Annotated in this window: 13 protein-coding genes; 7 read left to right on the forward strand and 6 right to left on the reverse strand. The window is 51.5% G+C overall.

What is annotated here, in order from left to right; genetic code table 11:
- Window positions 1-223 precede the first annotated feature (223 nt).
- Both EA58_RS21860 and EA58_RS07095 read left to right on the forward strand, forming a co-directional pair.
- The gene (locus EA58_RS21860; protein WP_036750759.1) at window positions 224-379 is read left to right on the forward strand and encodes a hypothetical protein; all 156 of its coding nucleotides are present in this window, start codon (window positions 224-226) and stop codon (window positions 377-379) included.
- Between the two features lie 146 nt (window positions 380-525).
- Complete coding sequence (locus tag EA58_RS07095; RefSeq protein WP_051641938.1) at window positions 526-1,185, forward strand: hypothetical protein; 660 nt, start codon at window positions 526-528, stop codon at window positions 1,183-1,185.
- Window positions 1,186-1,264: 79 nt separating this feature from the next.
- On the opposite strand, the gene bioD is transcribed toward EA58_RS07095, so the two are convergent.
- Genes bioD through bioB form a run of 4 tightly spaced genes read right to left on the reverse strand, consistent with a single transcriptional unit; the run spans window position 1,265 to window position 4,987 of the window.
- Complete coding sequence (bioD, locus tag EA58_RS07100; RefSeq protein WP_036750760.1) at window positions 1,265-1,963, reverse strand: dethiobiotin synthase; 699 nt, start codon at window positions 1,961-1,963, stop codon at window positions 1,265-1,267.
- A complete protein-coding gene (gene bioC, locus EA58_RS07105; protein ID WP_051641939.1) occupies window positions 1,956-2,783 on the reverse strand; it encodes a malonyl-ACP O-methyltransferase BioC in 828 nt (275 codons plus the stop codon). The genes bioD and bioC overlap by 8 nt, the downstream gene beginning before the upstream one ends.
- Window positions 2,752-3,948 (reverse strand): 8-amino-7-oxononanoate synthase, encoded by a 1,197-nt coding sequence (gene bioF, locus EA58_RS07110; protein ID WP_036750761.1) that lies wholly within the window; start codon window positions 3,946-3,948, stop codon window positions 2,752-2,754. Before bioF ends, bioC begins: the two co-directional genes overlap by 32 nt.
- Window positions 3,938-4,987: a biotin synthase BioB gene (bioB, locus tag EA58_RS07115; protein WP_036750766.1), complete on the reverse strand. Its 1,050-nt coding sequence runs from the start codon at window positions 4,985-4,987 to the stop codon at window positions 3,938-3,940. The genes bioF and bioB overlap by 11 nt, the downstream gene beginning before the upstream one ends.
- Window positions 4,988-5,132: 145 nt before the next feature.
- Between bioB and bioA the strand changes: the two genes are divergently transcribed.
- The gene (gene bioA / locus EA58_RS07120; RefSeq protein WP_051641940.1) at window positions 5,133-6,437 is read left to right on the forward strand and encodes an adenosylmethionine--8-amino-7-oxononanoate transaminase; all 1,305 of its coding nucleotides are present in this window, start codon (window positions 5,133-5,135) and stop codon (window positions 6,435-6,437) included.
- Window positions 6,438-6,583: 146 nt separating this feature from the next.
- Window positions 6,584-7,153: an LON peptidase substrate-binding domain-containing protein gene (locus EA58_RS07125; protein WP_036750830.1), complete on the forward strand. Its 570-nt coding sequence runs from the start codon at window positions 6,584-6,586 to the stop codon at window positions 7,151-7,153.
- A gap of 21 nt (window positions 7,154-7,174) precedes the next feature.
- On the opposite strand, the gene EA58_RS07130 is transcribed toward EA58_RS07125, so the two are convergent.
- Window positions 7,175-7,534, reverse strand: coding sequence for a thiol-disulfide oxidoreductase DCC family protein (locus EA58_RS07130; protein ID WP_036750768.1), 360 nt, complete (start codon window positions 7,532-7,534; stop codon window positions 7,175-7,177).
- A gap of 117 nt (window positions 7,535-7,651) precedes the next feature.
- On the reverse strand, window positions 7,652-8,869 hold the full coding sequence (gene mlc / locus EA58_RS07135; RefSeq protein ID WP_036750771.1) for a sugar metabolism global transcriptional regulator Mlc: 1,218 nt from the start codon (window positions 8,867-8,869) through the stop codon (window positions 7,652-7,654).
- Between the two features lie 294 nt (window positions 8,870-9,163).
- Between mlc and queE the strand changes: the two genes are divergently transcribed.
- The 3 genes from queE to asnS all read left to right on the forward strand — a co-directional run bounded on the left by queE (window position 9,164) and on the right by asnS (window position 14,512).
- Entirely contained in the window at window positions 9,164-9,832 is a 669-nt protein-coding gene (gene queE / locus EA58_RS07140; protein ID WP_036750772.1) for a 7-carboxy-7-deazaguanine synthase QueE, read from the forward strand.
- A gap of 208 nt (window positions 9,833-10,040) precedes the next feature.
- On the forward strand, window positions 10,041-12,899 hold the full coding sequence (locus tag EA58_RS07145; RefSeq protein ID WP_036750775.1) for a hypothetical protein: 2,859 nt from the start codon (window positions 10,041-10,043) through the stop codon (window positions 12,897-12,899).
- A gap of 212 nt (window positions 12,900-13,111) precedes the next feature.
- Window positions 13,112-14,512: an asparagine--tRNA ligase gene (gene asnS, locus EA58_RS07150; RefSeq protein WP_036750778.1), complete on the forward strand. Its 1,401-nt coding sequence runs from the start codon at window positions 13,112-13,114 to the stop codon at window positions 14,510-14,512.
- Window positions 14,513-14,575 lie beyond the last annotated feature (63 nt).

The raw sequence follows: 14,575 nt of genomic DNA on the forward strand, positions 1-14,575 counted from the left end.
TCTCCACCAAAGGTCACTAGGGTATAACGTTACTTATAGTATGGTCGTTTAATCTGAAAACAAGCGGAAGCGGGAAATTGTTACTTTTCGTAAGTCGCTGCGAAGACTGATTTTTCAGCATAGCCAGACTTAGACCTTAGACTTTGGTCGTATTGTTTAAACAGGCACCATTCACTATTGTTTTGGCATCAATGATTTCGCTCAGTATCTGAAAGGAGGCAAGATGGCTGACCATGAAAATTACCAAGTCGCAATTGATATCCTGCGCTGTCATCTTGGCATGACTGCCGAAGAAGCCTGTGCTGAACTGGGTATCGATCCTGCAGCTTCGCAATCAAGTGAAGTGATTGACCCGCTTTCGGGACTGACCGCAAACTAATTCCCTTGTATTAAGTGCTAGATCCAAAGCCTCCTCATCTGGAGGCTTTGTCATTTTTAGGCCATAGTGTGTAAATACAGTTTCCATTCAGAATGATTGTGTGATACTTATCCCAAAAATTATTTTGAACACTGTACAGGTAAACTATGAAAAAAATCTTTTCGCACACCCTTGATAGTGCCCCTTCGCAGGAAAACACACGTCCTTTGCTGATCACAATTGCGATTTTCATGGCCGTTGCTGTGATCGCTGCCATCGCAGCCTTCATCATTCAGATTGAAATTCTGCAATTCAGTGGCAACCTGGGGGAAGACTCACTCGTTGAATACGCTCAGGAACTCTACCTCGCCCTCAGCAGTGCCCTGTTTGCTGCGGTTGCCGTCAAGAGAGCGAACGTCCGTGGCTTTGCCTGTCTGGTTGCTGCCTTTTTCCTGGTATTGCTGATCCGAGAGCTGGATGGCGTACTTGATCTGGTGACGCATGGTTTCTGGAAAGTTCCAGCGGCTTTGGTGGCAGTGGCAGGAATTGCCTACGCGTATCAGCATCCGCAAAGCACTCAGCCACCTCTGGCTCAGTACAGCAAACATGCCAGTTTTGGGTTGATGATTGGCGGTATGGCGACGCTGCTGGTCTTTTCCCGCTTATTCGGAATGAGCGAGTTATGGCAAACCGCCATGCAGGATAATTACGTTCGTGAAGTGAAAAACCTGGCCGAAGAAGGCGTTGAACTCTTGGGTTACAGCCTGATTCTTGCTGCATCAGCCTGGTACTGCCTGCCGAAACTGGCTCGCAAAAAACAGCACTGACAGATTCTCTGAAACAACAAAGCCGCCATATAGGCGGCTTTGTTGTTTCAGACGGCTTTGGTTTTAGCTGGCTTTGGTTTCAGAGCTGAACTGAAGCAGGGAACCCCAACAACTCCAGATTCAGATATTCGGTTAAATCTCTTTTGCCGATATCAGGCAGATGCGGGATTTCGCCCAGCTTCGGTGCCGGTAACATCGCTTCAAGATATCTCAGGTTCTCGTCGTAACAACTGGTTTCGGGATCCACCAGATTCGCCACCCAACCCGCCAGAGTCAACCCATCGCGTTCAATGGCCTCCGCGGTCAGCATCGCATGATTCAGGCACCCCAGTTTCACCCCGACCACAAGGATCACTGGCAGATTCTCCTGCTTCACCCAATCTGAAAATTTCGTTGTCTCAGACAAAGGAACCCGCCAGCCACCAGCGCCCTCGACAAACACCAAGTCAGATTTCTGTTTCAAATGGTACAAACCACTGGACAATTTATCGGGACAAATCTCTACGCCAGCCTGCCTGGCTGCAATATGTGGTGCAATAGGCGGCTCAAACGTAAATGGATTCACCTCTTCATACGCCAGTTCAGGTTGAGAAGCGGCCTGTAAATACAGTGCATCCGAATTTCTCATCCCGTACACCGTTAATGTGCTCCCCGAAGCAATGGGCTTAAACCCAGTTGTCCGGTAACCTGACTTCACCCCAGACGCGATCAATGTCCGTGTAACTACCGTTTTTCCGGCGTCGGTATCTGTTCCTGTCACAAAGAAAGCGTTAGTCATTGTTCAAGACTCCAAAACAAACCTGATACGTTGCTGGTAATTGACCCGTGTGATCACGAAAACTTGCATAAGCCTGTTCAATTAAATTCAGTGCTGTGCGCCCAAACAATCCTTGGCGGCGATGTTGTGATAAATGCGTCGCGCCAATTCCCTTCAAATCTTTCATCAGTGCAAATGCACTCTCGTAATGCATAACGACAGGTTCCACGACCAGCTGATAGTCTGTAAACCCAGCCGATTCAACCGCTTGAACCAGCGCCGATTCACCCGCGTACTGATTCACATGCAGTGCCTGATCTACCGCTTGCCAGGACTGCTGAAGCTCAAACAGAGACCCTTCAGCTAAGGTTGTAAAACCAATCACCCCACCCGGTTTCACCACACGCTTCAGTTCTTTCAAAGGCACACGGAGATCACGGCACCACTGTAGCGCCAAGCTGGAAAATGCCGCATCAAACGTATTGTCAGCAAAAGGTAAAGCTTCCGCATCAGCATGCTGGAAATCCCCCTGCCCCTGACAACGCGCCTGTGCCTGTTCCAGCATTTGAAAAGAGAGATCTACGGCTGTCGTCTGATAATGCTGTCCCTGTAACTGCCGGGTGAAATAGCCAGTGCCGCATCCCACATCCAGCCAGTGACTGGTGTGAGCCAATACCGGCAGTTGTTCAAGCAGCCGGTGACCAACCCGTCGCTGAAATGCGGCCGACGCATCGTATTGCTTGGCTGCCTTACCGAAACTGGCTGCAATGGCCTGTTTTTCAGCAGACGGATTCACCCGATTCAAACAATCAGTCCGGCTGTTCTGACGGATTTGCTGCATCCTGTACCTCTTCAAAAGACGCATTCAAATGATTCGCGAGTTCCCTGACGTGTGCTTCACTGTGACTGGCCGTTAACGTAATTCTCAACCGAGCCTGATGAACGGGCACCGTTGGCGGACGAATTGCCGACACCCAAAATCCTTTCTCTGACAGCAAGGCAGACAAAGTAAGCGCCCGCTCACTTTCACCCAGCAGCACCGGCTTAATTGGTGTTGCTGTTGAGACCAGCCCCACTTCCGGCAACAGGGTCTCTTCCAGAATGGTCCCTAATGTCAGCAGCTTTTCCCGTCGCCAATCGCCCGCCTGGACCAGATCGCAAGCCGTACACAGCGCATACGCCTGTGCAGGTGGCATCGCTGTGGAATAAACATAATGACGGGCAAACTGAATCAGATATTCTGCAACGTCCTGACTGCAAAGCACCGCAGCGCCCTGCATGCCAAAGGCTTTGCCAAAAGTCACAATCAAAATGTCCGGTCGAATACCGGCCTGATGACAGCTACCGCGTCCTTCGTCACCGAGAATGCCGCACCCGTGGGCATCATCGACCATCAGCCAGCTCTGACTGGTGTGGCAGCGTGCTGCAATATCCGCCAGCGGTGCCTGATCACCATCCATACTGAACACACCTTCGGTCACTACCAGCCGGGCCATGTTCTCATCGGTATTTTGCGACAGTAACTTGTGTAAGGCATCGGCATCATTGTGGGCAAAACGCCGCATGATAGCCGGTGACAGCATCCCCGCCTCCATCAACGAGGCATGGTTCAGTTTATCCTGAATCAGCAGATCCCCTTTTTCGAGCAAGGCAAACAACACGGCCTGATTGGCACTGAAGCCAGTACTGAACAACAGTGCGCGTTCAAAGCCCAGCCATTCAGCCAGACGGGCTTCGAGCGATTGATGTGGTGTGTGATGTCCGGTCACCAGCGGTGAAGCGCCACTGCCTGCACCATACTTGGACAGTCCCTGTTGCCAGGCCGCGATCAATGTCGGGTCTTGGGCCAGACCGAGATAATCATTACTGGAAAAATTCAGGCTGGGTTGCGTTTGATTCGCCTGCCGAACCGAAGACGCCTGTCTCGTCAGGGTCTTCCGTCGACGATACAGGCCCTGCGCCTCTCGCTGGTTCAGGGCCTGAGCAATACGATGCTTAAGAGGCATCGTAGAAAAGATCATCAGCAGCCGGACGCGAAGCAACGCGCTGAGCGACCTGACCTAAGAGTTCCTGAGCCTGGATTTCGTCTGGCTTCGCTGCTTTTTCCTGACGGTTAATTCCCAGTTTTCTGAACAGCTGCATGTCTTTGTCTTCTTCCGGGTTTGGCGTCGTCAGCAGTTTGCAGCCATAGAAAACCGAGTTGGCTCCCGCCATAAAGCAAAGGGCCTGAGTTTCTTCGCTCATGCCTTCACGTCCCGCCGAAAGGCGAACAGCAGATTTCGGCATCATGATCCGTGCTACAGCAATAATGCGGACAAAATCGAGCGGATCAACATCATCCACAGTCTCCAGCGGTGTGCCTTTTACTTTGACCAGCATATTGATTGGCACGCTTTCCGGATGAACCGGCAAATTCGCCAGTTCCACCAGCAGACCCGCACGGTCACGGGCACTTTCACCCATTCCGATAATACCGCCGGAACAAATCTTCATGCCCGCATCACGCACATGCGACAGCGTATCCAGACGATCCTGATAGGTCCGCGTGGTAATGATGTTGCCGTAATACTCCGGCGAGGTGTCCAGGTTATGGTTGTAGTAGTCGAGTCCGGCCTCTGCCAGGGTATTCGCCTGATCAGGGGTGATCATGCCCAGCGTCATACAGGTTTCCAGCCCCATCGACTTGACGCCACGGACCATATCCAGCAGATACGGCATGTCACGTTCTTTCGGGTTTTTCCAGGCCGCACCCATACAGAAACGTGTGGCACCAGAACTTTTTGCTTTTTGCGCCGCATCCAGTACTCGCTCAACTTCCATCAAACGCTCACGATCGACATCGGTACGATAATGCGCACTTTGCGGACAATACTTGCAGTCTTCAGGACAAGCACCGGTTTTAATCGACAGCAGGGTGCTCACCTGCACTTTATTTGGCTCATGGTACTGACGGTGAACCTGCTGTGCTTCAAACACCAGATCCATAAATGGCTTTTCAAACAGCGCCTGTACTTCCGCAATGCTCCAATCGTGTCTCACTTCCACGGGTAAACCTCTTCATTGTTCTTATGGCCCGGTGAATGGCTGCGATAACCGCACGAATTCCACGGGTTTCAATGGTTGCAAGTCTACTTTGAGCAAGTACACTGTCAACCATAAAGAAAACACAAGGTTTACATCTGTGCAAAATATCAACACCAATAAAAACACCTCCAACCAGTTTTCATCTGCCGGAACTGATCTGGACTACGATCGCCAGCATGTCTGGCACCCTTATACCTCCACCCTGAACCCTCTGCCCTGTTATCCGGTCAGCCATGCAGAAGGCGTTCACTTGTATCTGGAAGACGGACGGCAGCTCATTGATGGTATGTCTTCCTGGTGGGCCACAATTCACGGTTACAATCACCCGGTGCTGAATCAGGCCGCCAAAGACCAGCTCGATAAAATGTCCCATGTCATGTTCGGCGGTATCACCCACCAACCTGCGGTTGAACTGTGCCGAAAACTGGTCGAACTGTCGCCAGCGCCTTTGCAGCAGGTTTTTCTGGCTGATTCCGGCTCAGTCTCTGTTGAAGTTGCGCTGAAGATGGCCTTGCAGTACTGGCATGCCAAAGGTGAGCGCCGCTCAAAATTCCTCACCCTGCGGCACGGTTATCATGGTGATACGTTTGCGGCGATGTCGGTGACCGATCCGGATAACTCAATGCACAGCCTCTATAAAGGTTTCCTGCCTGAGCACATTTTCGCCGAATCGCCACAGACGGGTTTCCATGATGCATGGGACGAAAACGATATCGCCGATTTAGCGGCCAAACTCGAGGCCCATCATACCGACATTGCCGCCATCATCCTGGAACCTGTCGTTCAGGGTGCCGGAGGCATGCGCATTTATCACCCGACATATCTGCGCCGTGTCCGCGAGTTGTGTGATGACTTGGGTGTGTTACTGATTGTTGACGAAATCGCAACCGGCTTTGGCCGTACCGGTAAACTTTTTGCGTGCGAACATGCAGGGATCAGTCCGGATATCATGTGTGTCGGAAAAGCACTGACCGGCGGTTACATGACGCTGGCAGCCACGATGACCACCAAGCAAGTTGCCGATACAGTGTGCAGCGGTGAAGCCGGTTGCTTTATGCATGGCCCGACTTTCATGGGGAATCCGCTGGCCTGTGCCGTTGCCAATGCCAGCCTGTCCTTGCTGGAAACCGGTGACTGGCAGCATCAGGTCAGCCGGATTGAACACCAACTGTCACAATTGCTGCCCATGGTGGGTCAGTCTGAGCAGGTCAAAGCTGTGCGCTGGCTGGGCGCCATTGGTGTCGTTGAATTATATGAACCGGTGGATATGGTCTCGATTCAGAAAAGTTTTGTAGACAATGGTGTCTGGATTCGCCCATTTGGCCGACTTATCTACATCATGCCACCCTTTATCATTGGTAATCAGCAGCTTGAAAAACTGGTTTTCGCTATTTTGCAATCACTGCACTAATATCGAAAAACAGACAAAACATCACCTTTGAACACATATACTCATAAGAAGAGCCAAATCAGGGCTGAAACCTGTCAATTTGAAGACATCCCGTCCAGAAAGACAGGCAGCCCTATCAAAAGTTGACGTCATAAAGGCTATCTATGATGCAGTTACCCCTTTTTCCGCTCCGGCTTTATGTGTTGCCGGGGGGTGTCAGTAAATTGCGGATTTTCGAACCTCGCTACACTCGGTTGGTGACGCTCGCAATGTCCTCAGGCAATGGTTTTGGCCTCTGTATGAAAGATGGCGATTCACTATGCCATTTCGGAACTCGAGTCGAAATCACCGATTTCGAACAATTACCAGACGGACTGCTCGGCATCACCATAAAAGGGGTGGAAAAATTCGTGATCAACAATCACTGGCAGGAAAAAGATGGCCTGAGGTTTGGCGAAGTCAGTCTGATTAAAAACTGGGCGCCCAGCAGTGCACGTTTTATCGATCGCCACATCGCCAACAGTCTGGAAGCCCTGTTTGAAGAATATCCGGATTATGCCGAAAATTACCCAGAGCCGGATTTCACCAACATGGCCTGGGTTTGCCAGCGCTGGCTGGAAATTTTGCCGCTTGAAACCAATCAAAAGCAATGGTTTATGAGTCGAAACGATCACCGGGCCGCCCTGTCGTTCCTGCATAATGTGATTGACGAGGAACTCAGAAACGATGATATCTGACAACCTCTGCCACAGCCCTCTTTAGCCACGGCCCTCACGGGCCAGTCGCTGATCGACCATACGACGATAGATGGCCGATAACAGATGCCGGATCCCCGGTAGTCCCATCAGAAACGCAACCGGTCGCAACCACCACACCTGTTTCAGCAACAGGATGTAAGCGTCCATTTCCTGATACACAATCCCCTGCTGATCCTGAACGTGTAACTCCCGTAACGCTTTTTCCGGTGAGATCCCCAGCGCTTTCAGCGCTTCATCTTTGCCGGTAATGTCGTACCACTCCACCAGCTCGGGATGGCGACCCAGCCAGGATTCATACCAGGCGCGATCCCGCACACAGCTTGGGCAGGCACCGTCGTAAAAAACCCGAATCTTTTTCATGTCTCTGGCCTCCAAGTGCTGTGTTCTTCTCTAAGTCTGGCTGAGCGCAACAAAAAACGCAGCCATCGCCATAAAAATAGGCATGAGCTGCGTTCAATCATCCGTCTCAGGAAAACTTCAGCCTTCTTCAATCAATTTCAGCAACAGATGACCATCATACATCGCCTGCTTCACCAGTGCCGCGGCCGGCATGGTCGCCTGCGTATAGAAGCTGGTTTCCTCAATTCGAAGATCCTGGTTATACACCGGTAGCGACTGGCTTTTCACACATTCCATAATCGCCGGATACAGCACACTTTTCGCCTGATTGAACTCTCCCCCAATCAGAACCTTCTCCGGATTAAACAGGTTCACCATAATGGCAATCGCCCGGCCAAGGTTGAAGCCCAGCGTCGTGATCACCCGAAATGCCAGCGGATCCCCCTGCACAGCCGCATCACAAATACTTTCAATAGTGAGTGGCTGACCATGGAGCACAGACGCTTCCCCCTGCGACAAACCGTTTTTGACCTGATCTCTCACCGCCTGCAAACTGGCAACGGTTTCCAGACATCCCTTATTCCCGCAGTGACAGAGCAAACCATCCGGTTGAATTTGAATATGTCCAAGCTCTCCGATATTACCAATGCGCCCCTGCAGCACCTGATTATCCAGGATGATGCCGGCCCCGACACCATGATGCACAGAGATCAGAATCGAGTTTGCCACATCATTCGCGTTGCCAAATAACTGCTCTGCCAATGCCCAGGAACGCGTGTCGTTCCCAATAAAAACCGGGAGCCCTGTAGCCTCATGAATCGCTGGCCCCAGCGGCAGGTCTTTTACCTCATAATGGGGCATCTGTAACACCAGACCTTTTTCTGAATTCACCAGCCCCGGCAGAGAAACCGCAATGGCCGTGATCCGGTCAAGCAATTTGGCGTGACGGGCAAAAAAGGAATCAATCTCGCTCAGCAACTTATTCAGGACATCCGCCTGCTTCAGCTCAACCACATCCTGTCTCTCTTCAAACAGAATATCGCCGCCCTGCTCATGTAGTGCGATTGTCAGATACCCACGCCCCAGCCGGATGCCCAGAAACTGCCAGCCATCGTTGTCTGGCACCAAACCAATTGCCGGACGTCCCCGGTTACCGGATTCAAGAATTTCCGCTTCTTTGATCAAGTGCCCATCAAAAAGCTCACGGGTAATTTTGGTGATACTGGCGGGGGCCAACTGGCTTTTCTTCGACAGTTCAATCCGGGAAATCGGGCCGTACTGGTCAATGAGTTTGTAGACGCTGCCGGCATTATTTCTTTTGATGTGATCGATGTGACCGGGCTGAGCGACATACATGCGCAGACTTCCTCTGACAATATAGGGATGAAGAATATGGAATTTTTTTACAGTGCGAACTAATTGTGAAGCGACTTATGCCAAGGGCGTGAGCCCAGTCACGACAAACGTATACCTTTTCAGCCCATCTACTGCTGTAGCCACTATGTCGCTTCAAAAACAAGATACCGCTTCAAAAGCAATGGGGATAGAGACAAGCCCTTCAGGTTCTGACATAATACGCGCCCTTCAAGGTTCAGGGTACTTGATACTGCCCGTTTCCACGTTCATTTTGTTAGATGTTTTGAGGTCGTCGTGTACAAAATCAATGAAATCTTTGAAACCATTCAGGGTGAAGGTGTTTTCACTGGTGTGCCGGCCATTTTTGTCCGTTTACAGGTTTGCCCGGTTGGCTGTGCCTGGTGTGATACCAAGCAAACCTGGAGTGCAGAGCCTCAGGACGAAGTGAATGTGCAAACCATGATCGCCAAGAAAGAAGACACACCAACCTGGACCGCACTGGATGCCGCAGGTGTTGTTCAGGTGCTCAACGATCAGGGCTATACGGCCCGGCACGTGGTCATCACCGGTGGAGAACCTTGTCTGTACGATCTGCGCCCGTTAACAGAACAGTTGGAAGCGCATGGTTTCCGTTGTCAGATTGAAACCAGTGGCACCTATGAAGTTCTTGCCACGGAAGCGACCTGGGTCACCGTTTCTCCCAAAATCAACATGAAGGGAAAACTGCCGGTTTTAACCGCCGCACTCGAACGCGCCAATGAAATTAAACACCCGGTCGGCACACAAAAAGATATTGAGCAGCTTGATTCACTGCTGGCAGGCGTGAACCTGAAAAAAGATGTCACGATTGCCCTGCAACCGATCAGCCAGAAACCCCGGGCGACAGCACTGTGTATTCAAACCTGTATTGCGCGGAACTGGCGTCTGTCGATTCAGACACACAAATACCTGTCAATTGCCTGATAACTCAGGTGCCATCTTTTTCATCAGCGTCATCCGATTCATCTGAACGAGCTGTCTCAATTCTCAGATGCTGTCTCAAGGGCTGAGACAGCCTGTCTGGTTTTACAATCACCCCCTCCCCCCTTACCTATACTCACCGCAAATACGAAACCAAACGTGCTTCAGGTTTGGTCAGAAAATATAGCATTTATCGTTCAGGGGAAGGATTATGCGCGCCTATCTGATGATTGGCCTGAGCCTGCTATGGGCTGGCCTGCTTTCTGCGTGTGGGGGTGGCAACGGTGAGGCCGGTATCAAACCTGCCGAATTACCCCCCATTCAAACCAAATTTACCGTCACGGTTGATCTGCCCGCGGGCTTGAATACCGCGCAGCAAAGCAACCACTGGCAGCTGATCAGCAAGGCCTACGCCGCTACACCGACACTGCTTCAGGACAACTTTGCGGTGCTGTTTCTCAACAGTCAGGGCAAAGTGATGGCACAGGCAGACATCACTAATTTTCAGCAGGAAGACGGCAATTACCTTATCACTGTCCGGAGTCCACTCCTGCTGCAAGGCGTCCTGGTACTCGACCTGGACGGTGCACCTCAGTTCGCCATTGGTGACCGCCTGCCAGAAGATCTGTTCATGACCCCTCTGACCGACACTGAAATCGCACTATCTCTGAAAACCACCCTGGCTTATCAGGCTCTGGTGAACCGTGTTGTGAAAGACGGAAACTGGGGGATCTTCAGCGAAACTGTCAGCAATCCGGGGAACCTCGACGTTCGCAATGCGGGTGATTTTATCAATGAACTGGCTGATGAACTGAGCGTAACGCTGATCCCCAAACTCGGGCTGAACGGTGTCAACCTGAGTACCTTGATGTCGTTACGTGTCGTCACCGACATTCTCGAAGGTGTCATGACCCGGAAATACACAGAACTGACGGCTCAGAAGGACACCATCCAAACGATTTTCAATGCCGGATTCTGGCGTCTGCGCAGTCAGAGTTCCCTTGAAGGCAGCAAACTTGAAGCCGATATGATGGACTTCAACAGTCCGGACACCGCAACCAATGAAACCCGCCAAATCGACTGGCAGTGGCAAAAAAACGGAGAGAGCGATGTCAGCCTGACTGAAGCATTTACTTACCTGAGTGAACAGCCGCTGGTTCAGTTTGATCAGAAGGAAGATGCGATTCAGGGCCAGATTCTGACAGCTTCCGGCTGGAAAGATTTATACGAATATTTCAAAGTGCTGATTTCCTCCAGCAGCACTGTCATTGTCACAGACGCTGGCCTTGAGGAGGGCGATGACCGCAACATCATGATACGGGTGAATTCATACGCCCTGTCCGGACAAAACATGCATGATTTTCTGACCACCAAAGAAAATCATTTCATGACCCGTTATGTGCCGGGCGATGCCACCTTTACCGACGGCGCCATGGGGTATTACTTTACCTGGAGTCCGGATACCACCCGAATGCTGCTCTGTAAAACCAATGTCAGCGGTGACGACTGCACCATTGCGCCCAAAGACAATCCCACTGTTCCGTACACAGTACTGGAAGATCTGGTGTCAGTTGAAGATGCCGGCAGCTTTGAACAGGTGAATGGCTACCATCTGACCGACAACGTGGTGCTTGAATTCATCTTTAACACCACCCATCGCATCAATTACTGGGTCAATGTGGGCGGCAATGACTGGATGAAAGTTGAAACCGGGATTTGGTCACCAGTCACCACCCAGGGAAAACAAATGTTCCAGTTTGCGATTCCTGATGTCATTCAGCAGCTGGCAAACCGCTACCCGTTCAAAACGCCTTATCTGTTTCTGGTTGTCGACCAGGGTGCGGTCCATCAGGGGGAAGCCGTTCTGAAAGATGATGATTTCCACTTTGCCGGATTCAATAACGCTGCCAAAGAACAAATCTACGCTGTCACCTCCCGCGCCAATTTGCCGCCCTTCGGTGACTGCGTCTTTGGCGATACGACACCAGCGACTGAAGACCAGTTCCTCAATGCTGTTACTGAGTGTGGCGGGGATGACCGCTTCACCACAGATGGCGTGAACGCGATGGTCAATCAGCATCTGGTGCAAATCTCAACCGAGGCAGACAATCTGGGCGAACTGGAAACGGTCATCCTCAAAAGTGACAACACCTGGGAGTATTACGTCAATACAGCGCTCCAGCCTGGCACGGCCAATCGTCAGTGGCAGCTCAATGAAAACGGCTTCCTGCGTTTGACAGAAGATACCAGCAACGCTTTCAGCGACTACCAGCTCTGGGCGATGACCCATAAAAAAAATGAGGCCCGCCCGATTCTGGCCGTGAAAACCTTCAGCCAGACAGATCTCGGTGGTGCGAATGAAACGGACATCAGCCATCTGATGACCAAGCAATATGCGCCGAATACACTGGTTGCCTGTACTGCCAATGATTCCGGCTGGAACAGCAGCACGCAAATGCCATCCTCGGCAAAAACCAAAACTGAATTTGAAAATCAGTCGGCCAGTTGTGTGGTCAGCTGGGAAAACCGGACACCCCGCTTTACCCAGAATATGCTGGCAGGAAAAGCGCTGGTCTTCAGCAGTAACGCATCCCGTCACCTTGTGCTGAACAATCAGGCAGACAGTCAGGCAGGGTTCAATACGGGCATCTACAGAGACAGCAACGGTTGTGGTTTCAATATTCCAATTCGCTGGAAACTGGAAGCCGATGGCACCCTGTACTACGAAAATGCCATGGCGCAGGCTGAGATTGATGCCACATTCAGCAACGGCGCGAAAAAATTCCCGACCGGAGATTTCCAGGAATGGCTGAAAGTGTCTGATACCGACGGCCGAACCCTGACCATCAAAGGATTCAATCACTTCACGCGCTGGGAAAGCGCAAGCCCGGCGCTCAGCGCCGATCAAGGTGAAATGTGGAGCGACACTGTCACCCTCATCCCGGCTGGGGATGCGCCTGCGGTTACGGAACAGACACCAACCGACCCGCCACAGCCTGGCAGCCCCTTCCCGGGCACCGTGTTACGAGACGGTCTGACGTGTAATCTCACACCACCAGCGACGCCATAACCTCCATTTCCGGCAGCCCAAAACAGGCTGCCGGAATCATTTTTAAGCACATAGTGATTACTAAATCAGCACAAAAGCCAACACAATGTGATTATTTCCCATCGACAGACGCATCAAAGCTTGATGCCTGAGCCGAGACAGGTAATATTGCTGTTTCGGATAGTCAATTAAGCACAGCATTCAGTCGTGCCTCAACGGAGAAAAACTACATCATGACTTACGCGCCTGTTTCTGACGTATTGAGCGGTAAGATCGCCGTCGACAGTGAAGTCACTGTTCGCGGTTGGATTCGCTCACGTCGGGATTCCAAAGCCGGAATCTCTTTCCTTGCCATCTATGACGGCTCTTGTTTCGACCCGATTCAGGCCGTGGTCCCGAATGAACTGAATAATTACCAGGAAGAAGTTCTGAAACTGACGACTGGCTGTTCAGTTGAAGTGACCGGTAAAGTGGTTGCATCTCCAGCTCAGGGGCAGGACTTCGAACTGGCAGCAACGGCAGTGACCGTTGTTGGCTGGGTAGAAGATGCCGAAACTTACCCGATGGCAAAAACACGCCACTCGATTGAGTACCTGCGTGAAGTAGCGCATCTGCGCCCACGCACCAACGTGATTGGCGCGGTTGCCCGTGTTCGTAACTGCCTGTCTCAAGCCATCCACCGCTTCTATCACGAGCAAGGCTTCTTCTGGATGTCTGCACCGCTGATCACTGCGGCTGACTGTGAAGGTGCCGGTGAAATGTTCCGTGTTTCGACACTGGACATGAACAACCTGCCTCGTACAGACAAAGGTGATGTGGATTACAACGAAGATTTCTTTGGTAAAGAAACTTTCCTGACCGTTTCTGGCCAGTTGAACGCCGAAGCTTACGCGTGTGCCCTGAGTAAGGTTTACACCTTCGGCCCAACGTTCCGTGCAGAAAATTCCAACACCAGCCGTCACCTGGCTGAATTCTGGATGGTTGAGCCGGAAGTTGCTTTCGCGGATCTGGACGATGTTGCGAGACTGGCAGAAGACATGCTGAAGTATGTGTTCAAAGCCGTGCTGGAAGAGCGTCGTGATGATCTGGAATTCTTTGCACAACGCATCAACAAAGAAGCGATCACCCGTCTGGAGCAGTTCGTTGAATCTGATTTTGCACAGGTAGACTACACCGATGCGATCCAGATCCTGAAAGACTCTGGCCGTGACTTTGAATTCGACGTTGAATGGGGTATCGACATGTCTTCTGAGCATGAGCGCTACCTGGCTGAAGAACACTTCAAAGCGCCGGTCATTGTGAAAAACTATCCGAAAGACATCAAAGCGTTCTACATGCGGATGAATGAAGATGGTAAGACAGTTGCGGCAATGGACGTCCTGGCACCGGGTATCGGCGAAATCATCGGGGGTTCTCAGCGTGAAGAACGTCTGAACGTTCTGGACGAGCGCATGCGCTCGATGAATATCGATCCGGAACACATGAACTGGTATCGCGACCTGCGCCGCTACGGCACCGTACCACACGCAGGCTTCGGTCTGGGCTTCGAGCGTCTGGTGTCTTATGTTACTGGCATGGCAAACGTTCGTGACGTGATCCCATTCCCACGTACGCCACGCTCTGCGAACTTCTGAGTCTTTCGCTTTTCAGCACTCAGTTGCTTCAAAGCCCTGCGATTTGAAGTGACCCCATAAAGT

The organism is Photobacterium galatheae (genome assembly GCF_000695255.1).
Lineage (GTDB): Bacteria > Pseudomonadota > Gammaproteobacteria > Enterobacterales > Vibrionaceae > Photobacterium > Photobacterium galatheae.